Source organism: Leptolyngbya sp. 'hensonii' (genome assembly GCF_001939115.1).
Taxonomy (GTDB): domain Bacteria; phylum Cyanobacteriota; class Cyanobacteriia.
The window spans coordinates 1-23490 of record NZ_MQTZ01000009.1 but is presented as its reverse complement, the minus strand read 5'-3'; the positions used below and the strand labels follow the sequence as shown (position 1 = coordinate 23490).

At 51.7% G+C, this 23490-nt stretch carries 29 protein-coding genes; 20 read left to right on the top strand and 9 right to left on the bottom strand.

What is annotated here, in order from left to right; translation table 11 throughout:
• Positions 1-115: 115 nt before the first annotated feature.
• Entirely contained in the window at positions 116-580 is a 465-nt protein-coding gene (locus BST81_RS03480; RefSeq protein WP_075597154.1) for a MarR family transcriptional regulator, read from the bottom strand.
• Between the two features lie 389 nt (positions 581-969).
• Between BST81_RS03480 and BST81_RS03475 the strand changes: the two genes are divergently transcribed.
• Both BST81_RS03475 and cydB read left to right on the top strand, forming a co-directional pair.
• Positions 970-2412, top strand: coding sequence for a cytochrome ubiquinol oxidase subunit I (locus BST81_RS03475; RefSeq protein WP_075597153.1), 1443 nt, complete (start codon positions 970-972; stop codon positions 2410-2412).
• 9 nt (positions 2413-2421) lie between these two features.
• Complete coding sequence (cydB, locus tag BST81_RS03470) at positions 2422-3435, top strand: cytochrome d ubiquinol oxidase subunit II (RefSeq protein WP_075597152.1); 1014 nt, start codon at positions 2422-2424, stop codon at positions 3433-3435.
• Positions 3436-3513: 78 nt separating this feature from the next.
• Here the strand turns inward: cydB and BST81_RS03465 are convergent, their stop codons facing one another.
• Both BST81_RS03465 and BST81_RS03460 read right to left on the bottom strand, forming a co-directional pair.
• Positions 3514-6078 (bottom strand): protelomerase family protein, encoded by a 2565-nt coding sequence (locus tag BST81_RS03465; protein ID WP_075597151.1) that lies wholly within the window; start codon positions 6076-6078, stop codon positions 3514-3516.
• 155 nt (positions 6079-6233) lie between these two features.
• Positions 6234-9908 carry an NB-ARC domain-containing protein gene (locus BST81_RS03460; protein ID WP_075597150.1) on the bottom strand — a complete coding sequence of 1225 codons (3675 nt, stop codon included), beginning with the start codon at positions 9906-9908 and terminating at the stop codon, positions 6234-6236.
• A 74-nt stretch (positions 9909-9982) separates the two neighbouring features.
• Between BST81_RS03460 and BST81_RS03455 the strand changes: the two genes are divergently transcribed.
• Positions 9983-10660 (top strand): class I SAM-dependent methyltransferase, encoded by a 678-nt coding sequence (locus BST81_RS03455; protein WP_075597149.1) that lies wholly within the window; start codon positions 9983-9985, stop codon positions 10658-10660.
• A gap of 20 nt (positions 10661-10680) precedes the next feature.
• Here the strand turns inward: BST81_RS03455 and BST81_RS03450 are convergent, their stop codons facing one another.
• Together BST81_RS03450 and BST81_RS03445 are read right to left on the bottom strand one after the other, a co-directional pair.
• The gene (locus BST81_RS03450; RefSeq protein WP_075597148.1) at positions 10681-11268 is read right to left on the bottom strand and encodes a hypothetical protein; all 588 of its coding nucleotides are present in this window, start codon (positions 11266-11268) and stop codon (positions 10681-10683) included.
• 69 nt (positions 11269-11337) lie between these two features.
• Positions 11338-11757 carry a hypothetical protein gene (locus tag BST81_RS03445; protein ID WP_143780204.1) on the bottom strand — a complete coding sequence of 140 codons (420 nt, stop codon included), beginning with the start codon at positions 11755-11757 and terminating at the stop codon, positions 11338-11340.
• A 167-nt stretch (positions 11758-11924) separates the two neighbouring features.
• Between BST81_RS03445 and BST81_RS27320 the strand changes: the two genes are divergently transcribed.
• The 4 genes from BST81_RS27320 to BST81_RS03430 all read left to right on the top strand — a co-directional run bounded on the left by BST81_RS27320 (position 11925) and on the right by BST81_RS03430 (position 14184).
• Positions 11925-12092: a ssl1498 family light-harvesting-like protein gene (locus BST81_RS27320; RefSeq protein WP_143780203.1), complete on the top strand. Its 168-nt coding sequence runs from the start codon at positions 11925-11927 to the stop codon at positions 12090-12092.
• Positions 12093-12615: 523 nt separating this feature from the next.
• Positions 12616-12969, top strand: coding sequence for a hypothetical protein (locus BST81_RS03440; RefSeq protein ID WP_143780202.1), 354 nt, complete (start codon positions 12616-12618; stop codon positions 12967-12969).
• A 19-nt stretch (positions 12970-12988) separates the two neighbouring features.
• Positions 12989-13432 carry a hypothetical protein gene (locus tag BST81_RS03435; protein WP_075597145.1) on the top strand — a complete coding sequence of 148 codons (444 nt, stop codon included), beginning with the start codon at positions 12989-12991 and terminating at the stop codon, positions 13430-13432.
• 362 nt (positions 13433-13794) lie between these two features.
• Positions 13795-14184 carry a hypothetical protein gene (locus BST81_RS03430; RefSeq protein ID WP_075597144.1) on the top strand — a complete coding sequence of 130 codons (390 nt, stop codon included), beginning with the start codon at positions 13795-13797 and terminating at the stop codon, positions 14182-14184.
• A 270-nt stretch (positions 14185-14454) separates the two neighbouring features.
• Here the strand turns inward: BST81_RS03430 and BST81_RS03425 are convergent, their stop codons facing one another.
• Positions 14455-14988, bottom strand: a complete 534-nt coding sequence (locus tag BST81_RS03425) for a hypothetical protein (RefSeq protein ID WP_075597143.1) — start codon at positions 14986-14988, stop codon at positions 14455-14457.
• A 10-nt stretch (positions 14989-14998) separates the two neighbouring features.
• Positions 14999-15754: a hypothetical protein gene (locus tag BST81_RS03420; RefSeq protein WP_216351196.1), complete on the bottom strand. Its 756-nt coding sequence runs from the start codon at positions 15752-15754 to the stop codon at positions 14999-15001.
• Positions 15755-16376: 622 nt separating this feature from the next.
• Here BST81_RS03420 and BST81_RS27900 point away from each other — a divergent pair.
• The 7 genes from BST81_RS27900 to BST81_RS03385 all read left to right on the top strand — a co-directional run bounded on the left by BST81_RS27900 (position 16377) and on the right by BST81_RS03385 (position 19503).
• On the top strand, positions 16377-16529 hold the full coding sequence (locus tag BST81_RS27900) for a hypothetical protein (RefSeq protein ID WP_171974654.1): 153 nt from the start codon (positions 16377-16379) through the stop codon (positions 16527-16529).
• A gap of 112 nt (positions 16530-16641) precedes the next feature.
• Positions 16642-16971 carry a hypothetical protein gene (locus tag BST81_RS03410; protein WP_075597140.1) on the top strand — a complete coding sequence of 110 codons (330 nt, stop codon included), beginning with the start codon at positions 16642-16644 and terminating at the stop codon, positions 16969-16971.
• A gap of 262 nt (positions 16972-17233) precedes the next feature.
• On the top strand, positions 17234-18241 hold the full coding sequence (locus tag BST81_RS03405) for a DUF932 domain-containing protein (protein ID WP_083636643.1): 1008 nt from the start codon (positions 17234-17236) through the stop codon (positions 18239-18241).
• Positions 18242-18352: 111 nt separating this feature from the next.
• Positions 18353-18619, top strand: a complete 267-nt coding sequence (locus BST81_RS03400) for a hypothetical protein (protein WP_075597139.1) — start codon at positions 18353-18355, stop codon at positions 18617-18619.
• Between the two features lie 2 nt (positions 18620-18621).
• The gene (locus tag BST81_RS03395; protein WP_075597138.1) at positions 18622-18810 is read left to right on the top strand and encodes a hypothetical protein; all 189 of its coding nucleotides are present in this window, start codon (positions 18622-18624) and stop codon (positions 18808-18810) included.
• A gap of 63 nt (positions 18811-18873) precedes the next feature.
• Positions 18874-19098, top strand: a complete 225-nt coding sequence (locus BST81_RS03390) for a hypothetical protein (RefSeq protein ID WP_075597137.1) — start codon at positions 18874-18876, stop codon at positions 19096-19098.
• 204 nt (positions 19099-19302) lie between these two features.
• The gene (locus BST81_RS03385; RefSeq protein ID WP_143780201.1) at positions 19303-19503 is read left to right on the top strand and encodes a hypothetical protein; all 201 of its coding nucleotides are present in this window, start codon (positions 19303-19305) and stop codon (positions 19501-19503) included.
• A gap of 123 nt (positions 19504-19626) precedes the next feature.
• Here BST81_RS03385 and BST81_RS03380 read toward each other — a convergent pair whose 3' ends face one another.
• Positions 19627-19851 (bottom strand): helix-turn-helix domain-containing protein, encoded by a 225-nt coding sequence (locus BST81_RS03380; protein ID WP_083636646.1) that lies wholly within the window; start codon positions 19849-19851, stop codon positions 19627-19629.
• A gap of 217 nt (positions 19852-20068) precedes the next feature.
• Between BST81_RS03380 and BST81_RS03375 the strand changes: the two genes are divergently transcribed.
• The 6 genes from BST81_RS03375 to BST81_RS03345 all read left to right on the top strand — a co-directional run bounded on the left by BST81_RS03375 (position 20069) and on the right by BST81_RS03345 (position 23134).
• Complete coding sequence (locus BST81_RS03375) at positions 20069-20392, top strand: hypothetical protein (RefSeq protein ID WP_075597134.1); 324 nt, start codon at positions 20069-20071, stop codon at positions 20390-20392.
• Between the two features lie 39 nt (positions 20393-20431).
• On the top strand, positions 20432-20728 hold the full coding sequence (locus BST81_RS29200) for a GIY-YIG nuclease family protein (protein WP_083636641.1): 297 nt from the start codon (positions 20432-20434) through the stop codon (positions 20726-20728).
• Complete coding sequence (locus BST81_RS03365; RefSeq protein ID WP_075597133.1) at positions 20728-21093, top strand: hypothetical protein; 366 nt, start codon at positions 20728-20730, stop codon at positions 21091-21093. Before BST81_RS29200 ends, BST81_RS03365 begins: the two co-directional genes overlap by 1 nt.
• Positions 21094-21411: 318 nt before the next feature.
• Positions 21412-22254 carry a formylglycine-generating enzyme family protein gene (locus BST81_RS03355; protein WP_253188069.1) on the top strand — a complete coding sequence of 281 codons (843 nt, stop codon included), beginning with the start codon at positions 21412-21414 and terminating at the stop codon, positions 22252-22254.
• A gap of 161 nt (positions 22255-22415) precedes the next feature.
• The gene (locus tag BST81_RS03350; protein WP_075597155.1) at positions 22416-22739 is read left to right on the top strand and encodes a CU044_2847 family protein; all 324 of its coding nucleotides are present in this window, start codon (positions 22416-22418) and stop codon (positions 22737-22739) included.
• Positions 22736-23134, top strand: a complete 399-nt coding sequence (locus BST81_RS03345; protein ID WP_075597131.1) for a trypsin-like peptidase domain-containing protein — start codon at positions 22736-22738, stop codon at positions 23132-23134. The genes BST81_RS03350 and BST81_RS03345 overlap by 4 nt, the downstream gene beginning before the upstream one ends.
• Here BST81_RS03345 and BST81_RS03340 read toward each other — a convergent pair.
• Positions 23098-23490, bottom strand: a 393-nt coding sequence (locus BST81_RS03340; RefSeq protein WP_171974653.1) for a transposase, incomplete at its 5' end; no start/stop codon positions are given. The genes BST81_RS03345 and BST81_RS03340 overlap by 37 nt on opposite strands.

The window sequence follows — 23490 nt, the reverse complement described above, 5'->3', positions numbered from 1 at the left end:
TCCTGATTGCCCTCACTCCCCTGCCCCCTCTCCGGAATTTGGGAGAGGGGGAGGGGTTGGGGGTGGGGGCTGAAGAAATCCAGGTTATTTAATTCCCGTTCCTTAGAAAGCCCATTCAAGAACAAGCCGCACGAAATATCTTCTCTAATTTGACCAGGGTTTCAGACATCCTGGTCAATTCCTCTGAGGTTAAACCACCCAGTAACTCAGAGATTCTGCTGCAAGTCACTTCTTGCATCTGTTGCAATTGGCTGTTGCCCAATTCAGTTAGTTTCAGCATGATATGACGACGCTCGAAAGGGGACTCTACCCGATCGACCAGGCCCCGCTGTACCAGTCGATCGGTCATGGTAGAAGCCGTTGCCCTAGTCACGCCCAAGTGCTCTGCCACCTCAGAAAGGGATGCCCCCGGATGGTGATTCAGAAAAGCTAAAACCCGAAACTGGGGCACTGAGAGGGTGGGGCTCCGATGGCTGCGCATTTCCATCCGAATAAACTGCATGATCGGGTGAATGGCTTCCATCAGATCCGCTGCACATTCTTCTGGAGTGCCGTTGCTAGCAGGTTGCTCTGAATGCATGAACTTACGACCGTCTATTTGTTAGGGACAAACGAATAGTTGCTGGTACCTGAGCATATTACCTGGTTCCCGGACATGAGTCCCGCCGGAAGGGGGATATCTAGAACACAACCCCGTAAATTGCTTCGCATCCTTACTGGCTTAGGAATGAGAATTAAATAACACCGATAAACTCCTGATTGCCCTCACCCCCCTGCCCCCTCTCCCGATGGGAGAGGGGGAGGGGTTGGGGGTTGGGGGTGAGGGCTGAAAATTTCGGAGTTATTAAATCCACGATCCTTAGGAAGACCAGACAAGGTCATTCCTATACCAATTGCATAACTAAAGGATTGTATAATCGACCTGTAAAATTAACTTATAGGTTTGGCCTTGCCTTGTAAGGAGAGTTCATGTATTTTCCTGCCGATACTGTGACACTATCACGCCTGCAGTTTGCGTTGACTGCAATTTTTCACATGCTATGGCCCGTTTTGACGACAGGCATGGCAATCTATCTCATCATCATTGAAGGGTTATGGCTCAAGACCCGCAATCTGGATTATTATCGCCATGCCCGCTTCTGGTCAAAGTTGTATGTCCTTAACTTTGGGATTGGAGTGGCATCCGGATTGCCCATGGCGTTTCAATTTGGCTTGAACTGGGCACCCTTCTCAGAATCGGTGGGTGACTTCTTTGGCACCGTTTTGGGCTTTGAAGGCACGATGGCATTTATGTTGGAGGCAAGTTTTCTCGGCATTATGCTGTTTGGTTGGGAACGGGTGCCTCCTGTGATTCACTTTATCTCCACCATCCTCGTTGCATTTGGGGCAAATCTCTCTACATTTTGGATTCTGTCGGCAAATTCCTGGCTGCAAACCCCTGCGGGTGGGGAGTTCGTCAATGGCAAGTTTGTTGTGCAGGATTACTTTCAGGCGATCGCCAATCCTTTCATGGTCAACAGTTTTCTCCATATGTTCTTTGCCACATTGGAAACATCCCTGTTTGTGATTGGTGGCATTAGTGCCTGGTATGTTTTGAACCAGCGTCATACTGAATTCTTTTCCAAGTCCTTGAAAGTCGTGCTGGCAGTGGCCATTGCGATCGCCCCCCTGCAAATTTTTGTGGGACACCTGAGTGCCGAGCAGATTTATCATTACCAGCCTGCCAAACTTGCCGCAATGGAGGCTCAGTGGGAAACGATTCCTGCCGGAGAACGGGCTGATTGGAGCTTGCTGGCAATCCCCAACGATCGGGCAGAGCGCAATGAGTGGGAGGTTAAAGTTCCGGGTGGGCTGAGTTACCTGCTAGAGCTAAAACCAACCCTGGACCAACCTGTGAAAGGTTTGAAGGCATGGGAACCTGCTGATCGTCCGCACCTGATCAGTCTAATTTATTACTCATTCCGCATCATGTCCGGTATCGGCACATTCTTTGCTGCTTTGATGGCTGTAAGTGTCCTGCAATGGCTGCGGGGCAAGCTGGCAGAAGGTACGATCTCGGAGCAAAAATGGCTGATGCGTGCCTGGATTTTAGCGGCTCCTTTGGGGTATTTGGCAGTCGAGACCGGGTGGATTGTGCGTTGTGTGGGACGACAACCCTGGATTGTGTATGGAGAGATGCGAACGGTTGAATCCGCATCGCATCTGCCTGCAGGTGAAGTTCTGTTCTCCTTGGTGGGCTTAACCAGTATGTATGTGGTGTTCCTGACCGCCGCGTTGTTCTTTGGCAGTCGAATCATTCGCAAAGGTCCCAATCTGGAACTTCCTGCCCCTGTATTTGGTGGGCAACCCAACCTGGGGATTGAACCTGCCCAACATGAGCCCGATCGCCGCCCAGCGGAAGCCCAACAGTAGGAGGTAGATATGGAACCGTTACAACAGTTTTTGCCGCAGGTCTGGTTTTTTATTCTGGGACTGTTTCTGTTTCTCTACGTTCTGTTGGATGGGTTTGACCTGGGAGTTGGCATCCTGTCCCTAACGGCATCCAGTGAAGAACGGCGGAGTATTTTGATGACTAGCCTGGGCAATGTTTGGGATGCAAATGAAACCTGGCTGGTGCTGATGGGTGGATCGTTGTTTGGAGCGTTTCCCCTGGCCTATGCCACAATTTTGAACGCCCTTTACCTGCCAGCAGTAATCATGGTGGTGGGTTTGATCCTGCGAGCTGTTTCCTTTGAGTTCCGCGAGAATGCCGACAACAAACTCGTTTGGAATATTACTTTTGGAGTCGGTAGTTTTCTGGCAGCATTGGGGCAGGGGTTTGCCTTGGGCAGCGTGTTTGAAGGGATTACGGTGGATGCAGCAGGGCACTTTGCAGGGGGCATCTGGGACTGGCTGACCTGGCGATCCGTCATTGTTGCCCTGACTTTGATTCAAGGCTATGTCCTGATTGGCTCTACCTATTTGATTCTCAAAACCTCGGGTGAGCTACAGGACACCCATTATAAAACGGCCACGATCGCCACCTGGACAACCCTCATTGGTGCTGTTTTCATTACGGTGACCACGCCCATTCTGTCTGAACAAGCCCGGACATTATTATTCACAGCCCCAATGGTTTATATTTTCGGATTAATTCCCCTGTTGGGAATTGTGCTGGGCTGGCTACTATTACAAAGTCTGAAGCATCGGGAAGAAAACACCCCCTTAATCTGGACTTTTCTGCTGTTCGCGCTCTCATTTATTGGCTTAGGGTTTGTGATCTTCCCCAATATCATTCCCCCCAGCGTTACCATTTACCAGGCGGCTGCCTCTCTCAGTTCTCTGGTTTTTATGCTGACCTTTATTGGTTTCCTGATTCCGATCGTCCTGGCTTACAACATCTATAACTATGTTGTGTTCCGAGGCAAAGTGGTTGGAGATGCTTATGGAGAATAGGCAGGAATGGGATGATAGGAGGGGGAGTAACCTCATCCTCCTCTGCTCTCGTCCCAAATGGCTACGACGACTATAGTCTTAAGAATCGGCCAGGGCGGCATTCAAGAGAGGCTTCAAGTTGATTTGCTGGACAATTTTAGTCAGATCGGGGTGTCTGCGATTATGCCGTGATCCCATCCCATGGCGATCGTGATGGTGTTCGAGTTCCGCTTTCATTTCTTCAAACACCTGAGCGACCAATTTTTGATTCGCAGACATCCCATGGGCTCTCAACAGGGTCTGAATTGCCGGAAAAGAGATGTACCATTTGTCATTTAGAGCTCTTCCATCCTGGTCATTCAACGCCATCATTGCCCGGACAGCTTGGCGGATATTGTCCAGTACCTGATTTTCTGCCTGGCGTTTGCGAACCCGGATCGATTCAGCCGACGATGCTTCTGGTTGTGGTTTGTCGGGGGAGGTGATGGGCAGATGGGTCACTGCTTCGATTGGGGCTGCCTGTTCGCTCTGACCCTGTTCGGGGGGATCTTCGTTCCCATTCAAGAGGCGTCTGAAGGCTTCCAGTTTGGTTGTAGCCTGGTCACGCTCCAGTTTGAGGCGTTGATTTTCCTGCTGCAGTTGTTCCAGTTCAAATAAGGGTGGCTGTCCCACCTGAGCCATCAGATCAGCCCGTTCTTTTTTCAGGGTTTCAACCTCCTGTTCGAGGGCTTCAATTCTGCCGGTGAACCAGGCGAGGGTTTTGGCCTGGTCGGTCACTGCGATCGCCAGAGCTGAACCCGGTTGTTTGGATGGAGATTGGGTTGTTGGAGGGTTATAGTCCTGATGGTGTTCTGCCAGATGGTTGAGTAATTGAGCCAGGGCAGCCTCATAACTTAACCCTACAGTTCCACCTTTGCCTCTGATCTCAATCCCAAAGGCTGCTGCAACTGTCCTGAGTAAATCCGCATCCACGACGAGCGTTTTCCGCCGATGGCGCAGTCTACTTAGTGGGGGCTCAGATAGGGTGTCCTTGATCGGTAATACCGCTGCAGTGGATGGGATTGTCTCCCTGGGCTTAAATCGCTCCAACACCTGAACATTACGTTGCGCCAGTTTGATGCCTCGATCGGGATTTTCGGTCTGAAAGAGGTGTGGTTCTGCCGCATCAATTGCCTGTAAGAACAAGCCAGGCTCAATCTCATCTGGACAAAACCAGTGGAGCGAAATCGCTGAGTAGACTGCCCTTAAATCACTCACCCCTTGAATGGGAGCCAGGTCATTGAAGGTCTGCTGGCAGATTGTCTGGATGTCCTCTTCGACTGCTGGTAATGGCGGTGGCGGCATCTGGCGGAACTTATTCCAGGCCGCAATGACCTGGGTCGCTGTGGTCAGGGTGGGAATTTCCAGGTCGCCTACCCGAATTGAAAACTGGGTTTTCGGAGCTGGACTGGCGGACAAAAGCCCAGCGACCGTTCGGCCCGTCATCATCAGTAAGCCTGCAAGTGCCTCGGGCCATTGTTTGGAGAAGAGGAGGCGATCGACAGCCCGATATAAAAGGGCATTGATTGTCCCTTTGCCCAGGTAGGTGGGGTTTGTTGCCTGCTCGAATTCTGGTTCTCTATCCCCATCTGACATGGAGGTCCTCTCCTGTTGAAAAACGTCTAGAACCGTCACGCCGGGCAAACCCAGCTTGACACCGGATTGATCCGGGAGCCGATCGCGGATTAAATAGTCGTCATAATTCTGGCGGGCAGCATAATTGGAAATTTTCTGGCCATCGGCTGTCAGCTTGAAATGGCCTTGAATTTCAGCCTTAAAGCGATGATCGGGGATCCATTCAGGTTTGTAGTAGTAGGTGGCGATTTCAGCATAAACCGCCCGAAATAAATGGGTGTAGAGCCGTTCCCCTGGATCATTATTGGCTTCCCGCCCCGGCACCAGATCGGCAAAGTGCTGGCGACAGGCTCGGGGAACGCTAGTATACCGGGCATTGATTTTGCGTTTGAGATGATTTGGGGGCAGACCAAGGGCCTGCAGATCCCCAATGTTCCAGACTTGTTTCAGGTGCTCGATCGCCCTCAGGACCCGATCTGCCTCTGCCAGGGTGGGGATTTCAAACGTCAGCCCCCTTGCTCCCCGACGTTTGGCAGGCTCCGAAAACCAGAGACTGAAAGCCGTCTTGGGTTGAAACCGGGAAACGAGAATTTCGCTAATTCGCCTGCCAACCAGCACGGATAACCCTGCTGCCACATCGTCAGGATTGTGGCGATCCAGCAGGGCAATCGCCCGATCCACCAGTTCATTGGCTTGCTGAGCCGAGAAAAACTTATTGGTGCGATCGTTTAACTGCTTGGCCTGTGCGTGGTTCAGGGCAATATAAACTTCTGTGGGCAGCAGCACAAAGGGAATGGCCGGATGCTGAGGGTGAATCACTCGCAGGGCATTGGCAATATCCGTGCGTCGGTTTTTCTGCTGACCGGGGGTCGTCAGTTTTTGGGCTTGAAATAACTGGTCGATCTGGCTGGCCCAGGCTGAGGCCATTGCTTCCCAATGGGGAGTCTCGATCGTCAATTGCCAGATCTGGGGCAAAAGGAGGGTAAGCGATTTTTCTAGCCACCGAGTTTTTGCCTGCGTTGCGGCTTTGTGAAGCAGGTCAGCATCCATGGGGCATATCGTATTTCGATCGACTTTATGCTAGCACTATCTTGATAAGATAGCTTATAAGAATAAATTAAAAAGGACATCGTCCCAGCCCCCCCCTATGGGAGCCTGCTGGACTGAACTGATCAAGAGTTGATGGGATGGGTTGTTCCATCCCATCAAGCCTCGATCGCTCCCAGCGCCTGCAGGGTTTGCCGTTGTGCCTGGGTCAGCCCCAGGGCTCCAGTGATATTCATGGCTTCGTAAGGTCGGGGCATTTGCAAGGTTTGCAACAGCTCACCGGTAAACACATGATATAACTGGCAATCTCCCTGGATCCCCCGAATGGCGATCGTCTGACCATCTGCTGTAAAGGCACTGATGCCATACATCAGGTTTCCCTCCAGGACATTCAGAACCGTTCCCTGGGGCAATTGTCGAATCGTAACCCCTCCCCGATAGCTGGCACAGGCTAGCAGGTTTCCGTCTGGACTCAGATTCAGGCAAACAACCCCGGCTCCGGGTTGTTGCCAAACCAAGCTACAGGCCCCAGTTTCCACCTGCCAAACTCGAATGGTGCCATCCAAACTACAGGAGTATAACTGGGTGCCATCCAGGCTGAATACAATATCTTCAATTCGATGCGGATGCTGTTTTTCCAGAGTTCTCAGCAGGTGCCCCGTCTGCACCTCCCAGAGCTTAATGGTATGGTCCCAACTCCCGGTTGCTAACAGGGTCGCAGCAGGGTTCAGCGCGACACATTGCACTGGACTGGCATGACCAGCAAAGCAGTGCAATTCAGTGCCAGATTCCAAGTCCCAGAGACGGGCTGTACCGTCTCCACTCCCACTGACCAACCAGCGACTGTCGGCACTGAACGCCAGAGCCCTGACCCAGCCCTGATGGCCGATCAAGTTTTGGAGACAGGTGCCACTTTCAATCTCAAACAATTTCACAATGTGATCAAAACCACCCACCACCACTGCCTGTCCATCCGGTCGCAGGCGCACATCCATCGCTGCCCGAATCTGCAGGGGCAGAACTTTCAAACAGGTCCCTGTTCTCCAGTCCCAGTGCCGCAGATGCTGCTCCCGATAGCTGTAGGTGTAGACGATCTGATCATTGGGGCTGAAGCCAAAGGGCATGGTTTGATTTTCTGCCCCCTGGACGGTTTTCCAGCATTGTCCCGTCTGCACTTCCCACAACTTCAGCAGGCTGTTCTGCCCCCCACTCGCCAGGAAATTGCCCTGGGGACTGAAGGCCAGGGTCCAGATTCGGTCTTCCCCGGCGAACAGGGTTTTTACGCTCTCCCCCGATCGGCCATCCCAGAGGCGGATGGTGCCATCATCTCCGGCACTGGCAATCAGGATCTGGGGAGCTTCATCTCTGGATGGGGCGGCGATCGTCCCCCAGGTGACGATACAGACCCGATCTCGGTGACCTGTTAAGGTCTGCAGGCAAGCCCCCGTCTGCAGATCCCACAATTTCACTGTGCGATCGTAGCTGCCACTGATGAGCACAGGGGGGCAGGATGCTAGAGCCATCAAGGAGAGGGACTCAACCTGTCCGGTATGGCCTTCCAGAATCCGGGAACAGGCTCCCGTTTCCACGTCCCACAGGCGAACGGTCTGGTCCCAACTGCCACTGGCCAGGGTCTGGCCATCGGGGGAAAATGCCACCGTTCGGACAATATCTCGATGACCCTGCAAAGTATGGCGACAGGTTCCCGTTGGCACCTCCCAGAGTTTCACGGTTTTATCGGCACTGGCACTGGCCAGCAACCTGCCATCGGGACTGAAGACCACGGTAGCGACCCCGATCGTATGCCCTTCCAGTTGCCGTTCCAGCACCAGGTGCTGCCCATCCCATTGCCAGAGCTTCACGACCCAGTCCAATCCAGCCGTTGCCAGCCTGCAGCCATCTGGACTGAATGCGAGGGCAAAAATCCACTCCAGGTGGGCTTTTGTCGATGCCATCTGGCGATCGGCCAGAATATCCCACAGGTAGAGCCAGCCCTGGTCATCCACAGTCGCCAGAGTCCGGCCATCGGGATGAAATGCAACCCCCAGCACATTGCTGATGGTTTCCGAAAAAACCACTTGCTGGAACTCAGCCTGGGTGAAATTAACCTGATGCAGATTCACTCCTCTCAGGTAAGCCTGCCGGATCACCAGGTGGGAGCAGTCCACCCCCCGCAAGCCACGGTCCCTTTGCGCGATCAGATTCAGCAGATTCCCGGTCAGATAGCCAGGTTGCCGGGGGTAATGCTGTCGTAAGTGCTCCAGCAGTTGATCCAGTTGGGACAGAACGGTAGACCCCACCTGTTCCAGAACCGGCTGCACCAGAAAGCGCCTCTGGGTGTCTCGAATATAGTCCTTGGCTGTTGCCTGCATTAGGGCATAGGTATTCAGGTAGGCGTTGGATAAGTCAATCGGAGGATTCCCAGCCAGATGGCGACTCCAGTCCAAAAGCTCTGTAACGATCTCAGCAATCAATTGCGTCACCAGATACTCCATGATCACTGGTTGCAGGGTATATCCTATCCCCGTCATCTCAAGCAACGATCGCCGGTGCAAGGACTCCAGGGTGGCCGGTAACTCCTGGCGAGAAAGGGTCGATAGTAAACAGCTTTCCAGCTCTGGCAAGGGGATTGGCTCCCGGACGATTGCCAGCCAGAATAACACTTCCTGCTCCCGATCTGATAACCGCTCCAGATGGTGTTGCAGCAGATCGCGAATATCATTGAAGGGAAAACTGCCCGACTGGAGCCGTTCCAGAAAGTAGGCCAGATCTCCGCCCAGATAGTTGCGAATACCAGCAGCCACAATTTTTAATGCCAGGGGATTTCCCCCATAGTGATTGACGATCGCATGCCAGGCCTCAATCTGTGGGGGCGGTGTGGCCAGGTCTTGCAAAATTCTGTATCCCATCGCGGGTGGTAACCCTCGCAGGGACATACAGCGGACTTTATGGCCGGTGATGCGGGTCAGGCCCTGAGGTTGCTCTCGACTGGTGATCAGGAGACAACTCTGATGTCGGCCTTCCCCAATTTGGCGGAATAACCCCTCGTAATCCTCATATCCCGATCGGTAGTGACCTGCGACGGTATGTTCTCCCCTGTCTAAAATGGATTCCGCATTATCGAGTACCAGTAAACAACGGTATTTTTGCAAATAATTGAGCAGATTTGTAGCATTTCCGGAAGCATAATTAAAGGGAGAAACTGGTGGTTGTTCAACCAGAAAAGGGGTAATATCGGTCAAAAAAGTTTGCAGAGAAGGTGCGCCAGTCAGGTTATACCAGAGGAAACAATCAAAATCATTTTGGAGTTCATCGGCCAAGGCAACTACCAAACTGGTTTTACCGATCCCACCCATACCCAGGATGGCAATGAGTTTGCAACCTTCCTGAATCCAGGCTCGGAGTTGCTGCAGTTCAACGTCCCGACCAAAAAAACGATCCAGATCCGGTGCTTTTTCCCACCCCCGAAAGGGGTTGACAGGAGGATCTGCAGTGCCACTCTGATTGACGGTACCTGCCGTCACGTTCTGAATCGACATTCCTTTGGGCAGGTGTTGGATCAAATCTTGCTGTAGATCAGGAGACAAGGTGCTTAAGTCTATCCTTTGAGGTTCGGCAATCTTTTCCCAGGCCCGAATGCCTACCGCCTCACAAATGGCAATGAACTTATCCCGCGTGATATTTTCTTGCTTCCAGAATCGTTGTAGGGTCGATCGGCTACTGTAAGCCTTCTGCCACCAGGCGGCAGAATTAAACCTTGTCCAACCCTTGAGCCTCCGGGCTTTGTCAATGATTTCCAGGCCCTGCTCAGAGGCCCGCAATGAATCTGCCATTCCCTACTCGATCGAGGTTCAATTCTAAATTGTGATACCACTTTAAATATAGAACTTGTAAACTGCGGAATACCATGTCTGAACAACAACCCAGTCCCCTGCAACAGCGGGTCAGTCAGATGGCTTCCGAGGCCATCCAAAAGGCAGACCCCTATGCCTGGTTTGAACCCCTCTATGCTGAAGCTCAAGGGGACACGGCTCAAATTCCCTGGGCCAGGTTAGCGACCCATCCCTATCTCCAGGATTGGTTGGGCCAGCGGATTGTCTCAGCTCCCAAAGGCGCTGCGATCGTAGTGGGTTGCGGTTTAGGAGATGACGCTGAGGCCCTTGCAGAGCAAGGCTTCCAGGTCACTGCTTTTGACATTTCTCCCACTGCGATCGCTTGGTGTCGGCAGCGCTTTCCTAACTCCCCGGTGGATTATCAGGTGGCGGACCTGTTTCATCTCAGTCCGGCCTGGCAGGGAGGGTTTGAGCTGGTCTTTGAATGCCGAAATGTGCAGGCCCTGCCCCTGAACTTGCGAACTGAGGCAATCACAGCAGTGGCCTCCCTTGTGGCTCCCCAGGGCAGTCTGCTGGTGGTGACCCATCTCAGACCTGATGACACAGTTCCGGATGGTCCACCCTGGCCCCTCTCGAACCGTGAACTGGCCCAATTTGAGCAATCTGGCTTGCAGGAAGTCGATCGGAAATTCCTGACAGTCTCAGTTCCTGCGGTGCAAGTTTTGGGCTTAGAGTATCGTCGGCCCGGGTGAGTTGAATAACCGAAGTGACTTCATACTTTGCCGCCCGTGAACGGGGTGCCCCAAAAGTCCCAGTTCTCTTTGTTGAAGGGTGATCGCCACTTATAGATCAGGTCCAGTTCCATGCCCTGCCGCTGGCGGGTATCAGCCGGAGCCTGGAACCAGAAGGCGATCCCCAGTGCTGTGGAGAGGTGGTGAGCGTAGTGGGCCTGCCGATAGTTGAGTAAATATCGTTTGCAATCATGGAACCCCTTCCAGCGCTTGTTAGATCGGCTGGTTTCCCCCACGTATAGTATGATCGGCAGCTCATAGTCGATCACAAAATACAGAGCTGTTTCCCCCCGATTGTCAAATTTCCAGCGCCAGAACTCTATATTTTGCTGGGGCAGGGCAAAGGGGTCGATGCGATCGGGATCAGGGGCAGTTGGTGTGGCTGGCAGGTCAAACAGGGGTACCTGCTCCACTGGTGGTCTTAGATGGACCTGTTGTTGATACTGGAACAGGCGCTGTTTCCAGGCTTGTAGGGCCTCACAACCCATGGCTACCTCACTTGGGAGGGAGACTGCATAGGTTCCGATCGACTCATGGCTAAAGAGCGACAACTGTTGTTTGGGATTCAAAGAGAACTCCTCACCAAGTTGTTTTGACAACGACTTACTATAGTCTGTCTGATGTCATCTTATTCATCATCAATGTTGAGAAACCCGAATCCACTGGCAAGTAATAGATCCACTCAAACACTGCATCTTGGCGTCTGGGCAATGTTCTTTCTGCTGAAAGGTGCGGGTGATCAGGGTTCCCCGCACAACAACGGTCTGTCCTACCTGTCTCTGGAACTGTTGTTTCAGCCTCTGGAGCGCTGCACCGTTATTTTTGGCATAGGGCCAGTCCCGGTTTGAATTGAGAGGATAGCGATTGCTCCCTACCACCAGAACATAGTACTCACTTCCTCCCTGGCAATAGCTTTCTATCGTCTTACTCCAATCCGCCGCCATGATCTGGCCAGAGAACGCTTGTATGACTTCCGCAGGCGTTTGTCTTGCGCTGTTCACCAGCAGGAACAGCAGCAGGGGGAGGAGGATTGCAGGTTTCAGTTGAGAGGACAGCATAAACAAGGAACACTTTAGCAAGAGGAACCAGGCATGCAGAACGGGCCGTTCAGCTCTGCTTATCTTATAACTCAGGAAATCTGAATGCATACTTCCTGGAAAATGTTGCAATATTTTTACAATCTGTTATATTAGTTAATAGAGAGCATTCAATTAAGGAATCAGCCATGAATACCATCAACAACGAAGGTCTGTCCAACATCTACGCTTCTGAGCCCTCCGTTTACTACGCTGAGTATCCCTCTGAAGATCAGCAATCCCGCTACGCCTTCCAAGGTGCGATCGCAGCCCTGTTTGTTGGTCTCCTGATTTTGACTTCCCTGGCCGTTAGCTAAAGCTTTTTCTGCGATGCATTGGGACAAGTTTCTCCTTTAAGTCAGGCACCCCGACGCAAGTCGGGGTTTTTTGTGGGCCATGATTCGGTAAACTGGGCCAGGATGGATGACCCGAGTGGTTTGATTGAGAGGAATTGCATGCAAGATCTGCCTGATAAGTAGGTCTATCTACTTAAGTGGGTCGGCACAATTAAATCGAGGATAGGTGTAGGGGTGAAGGGGGCATGCCCCCTTCCTGGGGGCGTTCGCGAAGCGTTGCGCCAGCAAAAGCCCCCAGACCCCCATTTTTATAATTAATCTCACCCGATTACTTACTGGCTTTTGAAGATTTCAATTATGGGAAGTTTATGCCTGTAGAATAAAAAATGCTGAATTTTAATCGCTACAGTTGTCTTTTTTAAACTCCGGCTCCGATTCTATCCAGGGAAAGTTGTCTGCCAGACAATTTTGGTTTTATGGAGTTACTCTGGCAGGAGGATATACTTTAGGTGGGATTTTCCTGGCTGCTTGTCAGGCCCAAACTTTGGTTTGGCTGCTGAATAGCCTGACAATCTTTTACCTTTCATCTGCAGGAAGGGGTGCGATCGTCCTGACAAATTTTTGGTTGGTTCTATTGCTGATGTTATTCACCTTGGAACATCCTTGGCCAGGATATATTCCCCACTGGCTTTCTTTATCGTCTGCTCGACTCTGGGCAATAACCCTTTTGGCCTTGTGGGGTATTGCGCTAATTCTGGCTTTTTTACTGGCCTTTGCTTCTGAGTTTTTGCGGAGTCAAGGATGGACCGTGTGGGAACGTTGGGGTAGCCTGAGTGGCTTGACATTATTTGCAATGGGCGTTGGTTATTTGCTTTTCCATCAGTGGCTGATCCCATAGTTCTTTGCAAGGAGTGATCATGCGTCAGAATATCAATCTGGAAGCAGGAAATGGGGCTTATGGCCAAAGAACTGCAGAAGATTATATTAAGCAAATGGATCCCAACATTTTGACTCAACTGGAGCCTTCTCAGTTGGAGGAGATTCGCCGATTGTTGCGGGAGGCAATTCCCAGACCATCTCCCAAAATTGTTGATCTCCGTTTTGTGGTTGATTTATTGTTTTCTCGGTTTTACATTGTCCTATTTGTTGGAAAAGATCGGCGACGAAAACTCCGGAAGCCTTCCTTGCTCGATCCTATTACCTATGTGGGTAATCTGGTCTCAGTTATTATTTTGCTGATTGGCTTTAATCTTACCGTCAGTGCCACCCTATTGCTTGTGCTATATCTATTAAAATCTTTGCTGGGAATTGATTTTTCTCCGGAGCACTTTCCAGATGCTTTACACAGACTAATTAAGTGATGATTTAGGTATTTGCCTGGATTGTCCAATCTGCAATGCTCAGGCTGGGAACCTGCCCAAAATCTCACTGATTGCGCGTTACTACAGTTCCTCTAACTGAACATTACTATCTTGGCGCTTCGTTCTGCTGTTCTTCATCACTCGTCGCTTAATGGGAGAGGAACCCGCAAACCTCTCAAACACAAACTAGATTAGAAGCAGCAAAATTCAACCCCAATCAACAACCTGAATTTTGGCTGCCCGTCAATCATTGATTGACTTACCACTACATTCAGCGATCTGATGAAAAAGATTCAGCAAGGATCCCGAAGCTATCAAGGGACATCCATCTTTAACTTCAGAAAGATTTCTGGGAAAAGTTTATGTACAAATCTTTCACCGCACTTACCCTCCTTACGGTAGGGCTGCTAACCAGTCTGCCTCTCAGGGCTGCTGCAGAAGATCAGGCCACTTTCTTACTTAAACGTAATGGCATAACCTGGTCGATCGGCAACTCCGAAACAACCCGATATGGCGCAATTTTCCAGCTTTATGCCGATGGATCTTTAGCAGAGGACTCTAGGGCCACTTCTTTTATCTTTGAAACCAACTGCTATCGCAATACCCTGACACTTCTTTCAACCCGTGCTTACCTGAAGAAGGGTGGTTACAGTCAGAGTGATGAAGTCACTGCTCTCGCCGAATTTTCCCAAGATTCCCCGGTTGGTATGGCCCAGAACATGGTGTGTAGCTGGTTTTTTAACAGCAGATAAGTTAATGCCAAGCCAATGCTCTGAAGCATGTTGCAGGTCTGCCTCCATGACCCAATCGGATCATAGACTGTTTTTAACCCTGAACCCAGATCCATGGCGTCCTCTCGCCGGAAAGTGGTGAATGTACAGGTGAGGTGGACGCTCTCCCGATCGCAGGCAGTCAAATTTTGCTGGGGACAAAGGCGATCTGGCAGGTGGTGCAGCTAGTCTGGTATGAGTAGCTCGATCGGCAGAAATTACATGTCTGGAGTCGGCCTATCATAGAACGCTTTACTTCCGGTTGGGTGCCCCCTGGTTCACCACAGTCAAAATCTCAGTCACGATCGTCAGGACTTGCGTAACCTGAGCTCGCAATTCTGTCACCTCTGCTTCAATTCCCTCCAGACGCGAGAGGACATCCTGCTGAGGAGAAGGTGCAGACTTTACAGCCGGTGCCTGGTTGAGTTTGGCAGCCAGAGCAGCCCAGCTATTTGCTTTGATATCGAAATGGGCCTTTGCCTGATTCAGCGTTTTGAACTGTTGTTTGAGGGTCTCCTCGGTATAGGTCTGCGGCAGGCTTCCTATTGCCTTTGCTATCCGCTGGGCCTGTTCTTCCTGCTCCAGGTCCTGTTCCACCATCTCTGTAACTTCATCGATCAAGCGATCGTGGTTCTGGGCTATCTGGGCAGCAGCTCCCAGGATGCGGGAGGTCGCCTTAATCTGCACTTCCGTATCTTGCCTGAGCTGATCGGCTATCCCGCGAATCTTATCGCCCAGACTCTTTTTCCCAGGCGGAGGGTCAATTTCAGTGACTTTCTTAGGCATGACAGGGGTGTTAATCTTCCAAGATCTCTTTAACAGCCTGCCAGATCCGCTTAAACTTCTGTAGCAGTCCGATGGGGCTACTGGTGGATTCTTCTTCGACTGAATTAACTAGGCTCTGAATTCGATCCATACGATCGGCCATTTCATAGAGGGTACTTTCCGTCTCATCTCTCTTAGCCAAAGACTCCCGCACTAAAATGGTCATTTGAAGGATTTCTTGTTTCAGGCGCTCGTTCTCCCGCTTCCGGCGAGTTTCCCATCCTTTGATTCCCGCTTTCGATCGCCGCTCTACCGTGAGCTGAGTTTGCGCTTCCTGATACAGGGTCATGTAGTGCTGGGTCTGAGTCTGAGCCTGCTGGAATTGGACCAATAGATCGTCCGCCCTGGTCTTTTCCTCAGTGTAGAGTGCAATGTAAGACTGGGTTTTCTCCTGCTCAGCCTGGTACCAGGACAAGACCTGATGATGTTGCTCTTGCTCTACTTGAAAGAGCTGATGATTTGCTTCTGCCTGTCCCTGCCATTGATGAACTTCAGTACGGATGATTTGCAATTCCTGCTGCACATGAACCAGTTGGCTGGCTGCAGCTTCGTTGGCTTTGGCAACCTTTTCCCATTCTTCTGATTTACTGCGGGCCTCATCCCGTTGGCTGCGGGCCGTCATCAAGAGTTGCTTTAGTTCGTGAGAGGAAGCTGGCTCCTGCTGACGGGAGCGAGGGTTCCGATTCGCGTTGTCGTCGTTGGAATCTTTGCGATCCGCTCTCCGCATTGGCATAGTTCAATGATCTTGAGGAAGAGTTTTTCTTTGATCAAAGTCTAGAGGATGTAGCGAGGCTTTGAAACTCTCTTCACAAACTATTCATTTACCGTTCCGCTCACCTCCCTACGGTCGGTCAGCTCCACTGACAAGGTTGCCGCGCCGCTCTCGCTGCACTCCAGCCGCGCTTCCCAGTGGAGATCTCTGACGGCTCACTTCGCGCCAAACTGGGGCAAGCTGGCACAGGCAACCAGTCAGGCTGTGTCACACTCCTCGATCAAGAAGCCAGGGTAATTGATAAGGTACACAGCCTGCCAGCCTGTGCTTTGTCGTTTGGTTGGGGCGCTCCGTTCGCCGGGGGGAATCTCTGGCGCTCATTGCCGCTGGGCTAGGAGAGGGGGTAAGGGTAGCACAGGGCAAGGGGTGCCCACTGCACTGCCCTGGCCTCAAACCGCCTCTATTTTGTGCTATAATTAGCACAATCGCATCAGATCTTTTGTCTATGTCCTTGCTCTGTCCCTTCGAGTTCCCCGCTGGCTGTTGGTCCCGTCCTGCAAGAGTTTCTGGTTGTGCTGTTATCTGGTTCCCATCCGGCTCTTGCCTACCTCTGGGGTTTTCTGACTGGTTTCGTTCTGTGGGTGGTTCTCTGCAGGCTTCTGCCCCCTGCGATCGTGGTCTGGCTTTACTACTCTCTGCCCCAGCCTGGGCACTTTCGGCCATTCGGGAAACTATCCCTCAGCCTCCATCTCACGGTTCAGAAACGCCAGGTGTGCTGTTGCCCTGGTAGGTTTCACAGACCCCGATCGCTGCCCCTAAATATGGGGCTTTTTTTATGTCAAATTCAATACACATGTACTATTTTGTGCTAAAATTAACACATAAGAGTTAAGGAGACAGCCATGATCCGCACCCACATCATCACGCTCAAGGATGGCTTCAGCCTGTTACAGATCTCCCCCCGGTTAGCTCTCATGTACAAGGCTTTGAAGCATCCGGGTAAGAATGGCCGCCGCGATCGTATTCAGTGTGCTTACTTTGGTTTCGACTCTGAGCAATCTGCTCAGGAGTTTGTGACCTGGCTACGCAGCCATTACAGCGGCATTCGGTGTTTGGCTCGTGAGAGCGATCGACTGCCTGAATGTGCCTTTGAGGTGAAGGTGTGGGAGTTTGATGGCCTCCTGGCTCTGGTTTCCATCTGCACCAATCGGCAAGTGAGCCAAGCTGCTTAAGATACTGCCCTGGCAGACGGCTGCAAGTCTGCCTCTGTCCACTTGAAAGGAAAATCAGCCATGCAATCACCCCAGCCACCCCCGCCCAGCGATGACAATCTGATCCGCATCATGCTCCAGCCCTTACCAGCACCCAAAGTGAGCAAGACCCGCCGCAAACAGGGCTATCAGGTATAGCCCGCTGACCTGGGTAAGTCTTGAAACTGCCCCTGCGACCGACCACGCAGCGATACCCAGAACAACAACTAAATGAGGACAACTTATGACTTTCAAACATCAGCCTAGTAACAGCTCACCAGCTTACAACCTTCAGATCCGCAACCAACAACGAACGACGCACACCCAGTCCATGGAAGCTACCACCGAGGAAAACGTGGCCATGTATCGGGGAGTTGGAGCCCCCATTGATTCGAAGTTGAGCCTTCAGGAGCAGCTTAGACAAGCGGGTTTGGATTGGAGTGTAGAGCTGTCAGACCTGCGTTATGGCCTGACCTACTCTCACGAGTCTAACTATCGTCAAGCCATTTATCGCAGCGATAGTGGCCTACTGCTAGATACCGTTGGTGGACGCTGGCAACCCTTCCAGAATAGTCAGATTTTGGAAACCTTTCGTCAGTTCTGCGATGACACCGGCCTGGAACTGGAACACCTGGGCGAATTGCGGGGAGGACGCACCATCTTTGCAACTGCCAAACTCAACGAACAGTTCAGCCTCACCCGTGATGATGTCACTGATGGGCGCATCTTGCTGACCAACTATCACGAGTGTGGCGCAGGGTTACGGGTTGACCTGATGACAAATGCCCGCATCTGTACGAATGGTATGACCTTACCTGTTCGAGTGGGGAGCCGCAACATCAACCATGTTGGCAGCTACGATCGGCAACGCATTCTGGACGTGTTGGAAGCAGCCAAAAATAACTTCCATACCTTCCAACAACAAACTGAGCGACTGGCAAACACCCCTGTCAGTGAAGCCGAATTCACCCTGTTACTGATTCAGGAATTTGGCGACCCCAATAAACCGATCGCAGAGCAACCCCGGCCAGTTCAGCTCTGTCTGAAGCTGTTCCGAGGTCAGGGACAGGGAGCCAATGAACTCAGCCGCTATCAGACAGCTTACGGGGCTTTGTCTGCTGTGACCGAATACTACAACCACCACAGCCCCCAACGAGGTGGGGTCAGTGGTCACCTGAACAGTCTCTGGTTGGGTAGCAAGGCCAAACGGCAACAGCAATTCATGCGGCAACTGGTATCCGTTTACCAGTAAGCGGCCCGACCGGAGTAAGTCCCAAAACTGCTCAAATCAAAGCCCCTGCCATTCCGACCAAAGATCAGCAGGGGCATACCACCCAGAACACTACTAGATGGAGATTCCATTATGTCACTCCAAGATAAACAGGCTTTAGAACATCAGGGCCAGCAGGAGGCTGAAGGCGACCAGAAGCGATTCCTGGATGGCTCAGAAGATGCTGCCTTTGGGAAGAACCCCCGCTACACCGATCCGACTTACTTGAACGGCTATATCAACGGTCTCAAGAAATTGCCGACCAATCCAGATGGCACAATCCAGCACTACGATCACCGGCAGCATTTCGCTTTCGGCTATGTGGATAACCCCAATCCTCGCAACCAGGAGGAGTTTTAGACATGCAAACTGAATTTGATCGCCTCCTGGCCCCGATCGCTGGCCTCACCTTTCACGGTTGGCGCATTGTGTTGGTCGCCACCCTGGACCCCAAACCAGATCTCAAACTCCGATTCAACCGGCAGCCCCGTTGTTACGCCTCTCGTACCTGCCTGTATCTGGTGACTCACTACCTTTGCATCTGGCGATAACCCACACATAACCGGGAGTCGTGCCCCGGCCAACCCTTCCCCTAGAACAAGGACTGAGAAACGATGTTTGAGACCAAAACCCTACGCTTTGCCTTCGATCGCCACAACCGGCGATGGCGATCAGATACCCCCCGACAGAGAAACCTGGGACTCTCTACCACGGGTAAGCTCTCTGTTCATGAGATTCGCAACATCCCCCAGTGGATGACCCGCGAAGAGGTAGCCAGAAATTTGCCCAGAAGAGAGCTGGACTCTCACCTGGATTTTAGTTTGCGCCATTCCTGGTGATCCGGTACTGAATCGGGAGTGGTGCGATCGCTCCCTTCCCCCATCTACCAGGGCCAACAGCAACTGCCAGGGAACTTACTGTGATATTTTTAGCACTAAGATGAACGCTAGCACCATGAGACTGGGCCAATGGAAATAACCACGAGCAAATTGGTTCTAGAGTCGATTCAACGCCGAGCTAAAAAAAGGTGGGATGAGAAATGGTTGCCAAATTTAGCACGGGAGTATGTGAGGCTCACTCAGGAATTGGGTGATACTGAGGCCACCTATGAGAGCCGCAGGCGACAGATTTATCGGGTGTTTGAGGTTCACTCCTGTAACTTGGATACTGCGATCGTCCTGGCGGCGGCTGTCGGGTGCCGGTTTCAGATGGCCTGCACGGAGGTGACGATCGAGGAGTTTTGAACGCAACTCCCCAATTAGAACGAAGGTCGTCCAGGCTCTGGGGTCAACCGTCGGGCAGCATGAACCCGTCAACAATAAGGGAGCCGATCGTGACCTGGGCACGGGTAGCCTTGATGGATTCAGTCATGCTTGAGCCTCATTAGGAACGTAGCGCAATAGATCCCCAGGTGTGCAGTCGAGCGCAACACACAGCTTTTCTAAGGTTTCCCGATCGAGTCTGGCTGGCATCTCCCTGTGAGATTTCAGCTTAGAAACTGTGTTTGGATGCAGGCCAGTCCGTTCGGCCAGATCTCCGGTCTTGATATCCTTCTCCAGCATTACTGATGCCAGCATCCATCTAATTGTCATGCTTTGGGCTTCGGCTAGTGTGGCTGTCATCCTTATACCCCTAAATGGTCAGTTTCTAACCATATCCTACCCATTTCTAATGGAAACGACAATTATCTAACTGATTCGATTGACTTCTAACCGATTCGGTTAGATAACAAGAATAACAAGAGAGGCACTGCCCGACGCCAATCAGAACAGTGCCCTCAAACTCAGACCCAATTAAGGATCACTAACGATGTTAACACCCGGAACTATTCGCAATACAGAACACAGCCCAGGCCGGATTCACCTAAACTCTCAGAAGTTGGAGCAGGCCGCTGAACGGTTACAACAGCACTACCTGACCAATGAAGGAGCGCTTTACACAACGGCTGACCTTCAGAATTGTCTGCAACAGTGGCTGATCGACTCCCTGGACCTGCTAACGGCAGATGCCTTTGAACACTGCTCCAGCTACGACGGCTATAACAGCAGAATTTTTCGCAGTGCCCTACAGCGCTGTTCCTATTCTGAGCCTTGCTCAGACCATGAAATGGATAAGGAACTGATGCCTACATAACCCAGGTGGGGGCAGCAATGCCCCCTAATAGGTGGACCTATGGGCATCGTGTATCTGATTCACCTATCGTGGCCCCTTGGCAACGATCGCCATCAAGCCCAGTTTTACTTGGGTTCTACAGACAACCTGGAGCGACGGTTGGCAGAACACAGGTCAGGAACTGGCGCAAGGATGTTGAAGGCCGCAAACGAGAGGGGCATAGCCTACTGCGTAATCCGTACCCTCATTACCCCTACCTTGCAAGATGCAAGACAGGTCGAACGCAGGCTCAAAGCCCGAAAGAATCACAGAGAACTACTCAACCGACCATTTTGGACAACTGGAGGGAATACCTAATGCAACTAAATCAATATCCCCAGGCAATTCACCGGGCGGCCATTGCCCTGGCAGATCTCGAAACCCGAATTACGGAATTGAAGCAGGCGATTACCCAGATTGAAAGTGAAATTGATCTGGCGATCTCGTTTGATGACTCGCTCAAGAATGAGAGCCAGCGGAAGACCCGCCGCTTTGAACTGCTACAGAGCCACCGGACCCATATCGAAGCATCAGCCCAATCACTTCGGTTAACTGGAGAGAAGGGCAAGGCAGTCGCCAAGTTGGAGCTACTCAGAAATGAGTTTAGCGTCAAGAAGTTGGAGGTCCGGTTAGCGATCGCTAATTCTTTAGCTGGGTCAGAGATGCTGGACCTGGTGGCTTGATGAAGGGTGCGATCGCAACTCGCATGAGGTTTTTTACTGGTGCGGGTTGCGATCGTTCCTTCTAAGTGGTCAGGAAGAATTCAATATAAAACGTTCCAAGTAGCTGGGCGCAATTAAATAGTAGAAGATGGCTTGGGAGTGGAGGGGGCAACGCCCTGAACTGGAAGCAGCCAAGGATGAGGTACTGGAGTCAAACTCCACGAGATTTGAGTGGGTTCTGGCGCTCAAGATCGAGCGTATGGCAAGGGCACTGCTTGGGGCCGCAGCGCTTGGGAGTCGCGATAGGCTAGAGTCAGATGATGTTCAACCGATAACACTGTGAGTACGTCCCCTGCCCCCCTGGCAAATAATCTGACTCTTCATCGTTATCAGCGCACCAATAAAAGCTACACCGAAGACTTGGGCCAGGGTGTAACGCTGATGCTGATGCTGATTCCCGCCGGGGAATTTGTCATGGGAGCACCAGCATCGGAGCCAGAAAGTTCTGATCGCGAACGGCCCCAACACCCGGTCAGGGTGTCGCAGTTCCTGATGGGGCGCTACCCAGTTACGCAAGCGCAATGGCGAGTCGTCGCGGGCTATGACCCGATCAACAAAGAACGACTTAACCCCGCCCCATCGAGGTTCAAGGGAGATAACCGTCCGGTAGAGCAGGTGAGTTGGGAGGAGGCTCAGGAATTTTGCCAGCGACTATCCGCTAAAACTGGCAAAGCCTATCGCCTGCCCAGTGAGGCCCAGTGGGAATATGCCTGTCGGGCCGGGAGCACCACCCCATTTCATTTTGGCGAGACGCTTTCTACTGACCTGGCGAACTACAACGGGAATTACACCTACAACAATGGGGCGTCAGGGGAGTATCGGCAACAGACGACTGATGTAGGCCGCTTTCCAGCAAACGATTGGGGGCTACATGACATGCACGGCAATGTCTGGGAGTGGTGCGAAGACGATTATCACAGCAATTACCAAGGGGCTCCGGATGATGGCAGTGCCTGGATAGAAGCAGATCGGGAGCAGAACCGTCGAGTGCTGCGCGGCGGCTCCTGGAACAGCATTCCGAGGTTTTGCCGTTCTGCTGTTCGCTACTACTATTCGCGCGAGGGCCGTTTCAACAATATCGGCTTTCGGGTTTGTTGCGTGCTGCCGAGGACTCTTTCTTAGCACTTCAGCCCTTAAGCTCTTAGCCCTGAATTTTCTTAGCCCTTTTTTCTCGCCGTAGGCGATCAAATTTTTTACTGCTAGAAGAGACTCGTTTTAGAGCTAAACAGAATGGATAGACTATGATGGAATTTATTTGCTTTATCGGAAAAATTAACTGCATTATGGCAAAACTAGTCGAATTCGATGTGGGTGAGGGTCAGACAGTTTTGATTGAGGTCGAGGACGTTGAGTCTGACGAGATTACACCTGTTTCAAAATCGCCGGGGCAACTTGCAGCCAGGGCTCGGCAAACCCTGAGTGAGGCACTGGATAGTATTGCACCAATGATCCGAACGCTGAAAACTCGGCTCAATGCCATGGCTGACCCAGCCGATGAAGTCGAGGTGAAGTTCAGTATTAAGCTGAGTGGAGAGGTGGATGCCATCGTAACTAAAGTGGGTGGTGAGGCGACCTATGAAATTACGCTGAAGTGGAAGCATCAATGACCTTCAGCGTTGACGACTATGAAAAAGCCATCACTCGCATATTCGATCAGAAAGGGAATACGATCGGGGCCGGATTTCTAGTCGCGCCAGGGTATGTGCTGACCTGTGCCCATGTAGTATTGCAAGCGATCGGCATCGAAAAGGATAAATTCGCCGAGTATGAAGGACAGCCGCAGAAGCAGATTTCCCTAGATTTCCATGTCCTCGCCAGTGACCAACCAATTCAGGCAGAAGTCGTGGTATGGTTGCCCTACCGTTTGGACAGTGGTGATGTCGCCGCCCTCAAGTTGCTAACCCCTGAGCCGGATGAAGCCATGCCGATTCCTCTGGTTGAAGTTTCACGGAAAGATGTAAGTAGTCAGGAGGAATTAAATATAAAACGTTCCAGGGAGTAATTGCCCCTACTACTACGAGCTTGCATTCCCTCGATGATCGCATCGGCTAAATCAACTTCATGCTCAAACATCCGCCCAGCAATTTCATGGGTTTTGAGTTGATGCCACTGCTCCTCGATCCGATTCATCTCAGAACAGTAGGGTGGCAACCAGAAGAGGAACAATCCTTGGGCTTGCCACTTGAGCCATTGTTGCTGAGCCAGACGACTGGTATGGGCAGAGCCATTATCTTGAACAACTACCGTTAATCGCCCCGTTTGAGCCAGGGTAACAGATGCCTTCTCGGCAATCCAGTCCATGACTTGGACATAACTGGCACTCTTGAATCCCCCTTGAGCCAAAGCATACTCGAAGTG

Bases quoted from the DNA above. Each gene is read 5' to 3' on its own strand.
- BST81_RS03455 (WP_075597149.1), top strand. From the start codon at position 9,983: ATGTCTGAACAACAACCCAGTCCCCTGCAACAGCGGGTCAGTCAGATG.
- BST81_RS03390 (WP_075597137.1), top strand. From the start codon at position 18,874: ATGTTTGAGACCAAAACCCTACGCTTTGCCTTCGATCGCCACAACCGG.
- BST81_RS03425 (WP_075597143.1), bottom strand. From the start codon at position 14,988: ATGCCTAAGAAAGTCACTGAAATTGACCCTCCGCCTGGGAAAAAGAGT.
- BST81_RS03460 (WP_075597150.1), bottom strand. From the start codon at position 9,908: ATGGCAGATTCATTGCGGGCCTCTGAGCAGGGCCTGGAAATCATTGAC.
- BST81_RS03345 (WP_075597131.1), top strand. From the start codon at position 22,736: ATGACCTTCAGCGTTGACGACTATGAAAAAGCCATCACTCGCATATTC.
- BST81_RS03400 (WP_075597139.1), top strand. From the start codon at position 18,353: ATGTCACTCCAAGATAAACAGGCTTTAGAACATCAGGGCCAGCAGGAG.
- BST81_RS03380 (WP_083636646.1), bottom strand. From the start codon at position 19,851: ATGACAATTAGATGGATGCTGGCATCAGTAATGCTGGAGAAGGATATC.
- BST81_RS03395 (WP_075597138.1), top strand. From the start codon at position 18,622: ATGCAAACTGAATTTGATCGCCTCCTGGCCCCGATCGCTGGCCTCACC.
- BST81_RS03475 (WP_075597153.1), top strand. From the start codon at position 970: ATGTATTTTCCTGCCGATACTGTGACACTATCACGCCTGCAGTTTGCG.
- BST81_RS03445 (WP_143780204.1), bottom strand. From the start codon at position 11,757: ATGCTGTCCTCTCAACTGAAACCTGCAATCCTCCTCCCCCTGCTGCTG.
- BST81_RS03365 (WP_075597133.1), top strand. From the start codon at position 20,728: ATGCAACTAAATCAATATCCCCAGGCAATTCACCGGGCGGCCATTGCC.
- BST81_RS03375 (WP_075597134.1), top strand. From the start codon at position 20,069: ATGTTAACACCCGGAACTATTCGCAATACAGAACACAGCCCAGGCCGG.
- BST81_RS03435 (WP_075597145.1), top strand. From the start codon at position 12,989: ATGCGTCAGAATATCAATCTGGAAGCAGGAAATGGGGCTTATGGCCAA.
- BST81_RS27320 (WP_143780203.1), top strand. From the start codon at position 11,925: ATGAATACCATCAACAACGAAGGTCTGTCCAACATCTACGCTTCTGAG.
- BST81_RS03465 (WP_075597151.1), bottom strand. From the start codon at position 6,078: ATGGATGCTGACCTGCTTCACAAAGCCGCAACGCAGGCAAAAACTCGG.
- cydB (WP_075597152.1), top strand. From the start codon at position 2,422: ATGGAACCGTTACAACAGTTTTTGCCGCAGGTCTGGTTTTTTATTCTG.
- BST81_RS03420 (WP_216351196.1), bottom strand. From the start codon at position 15,754: ATGCGGAGAGCGGATCGCAAAGATTCCAACGACGACAACGCGAATCGG.
- BST81_RS03430 (WP_075597144.1), top strand. From the start codon at position 13,795: ATGTACAAATCTTTCACCGCACTTACCCTCCTTACGGTAGGGCTGCTA.
- BST81_RS03480 (WP_075597154.1), bottom strand. From the start codon at position 580: ATGCATTCAGAGCAACCTGCTAGCAACGGCACTCCAGAAGAATGTGCA.
- BST81_RS03410 (WP_075597140.1), top strand. From the start codon at position 16,642: ATGATCCGCACCCACATCATCACGCTCAAGGATGGCTTCAGCCTGTTA.
- BST81_RS03350 (WP_075597155.1), top strand. From the start codon at position 22,416: ATGGCAAAACTAGTCGAATTCGATGTGGGTGAGGGTCAGACAGTTTTG.
- BST81_RS03405 (WP_083636643.1), top strand. From the start codon at position 17,234: ATGACTTTCAAACATCAGCCTAGTAACAGCTCACCAGCTTACAACCTT.
- BST81_RS29200 (WP_083636641.1), top strand. From the start codon at position 20,432: ATGGGCATCGTGTATCTGATTCACCTATCGTGGCCCCTTGGCAACGAT.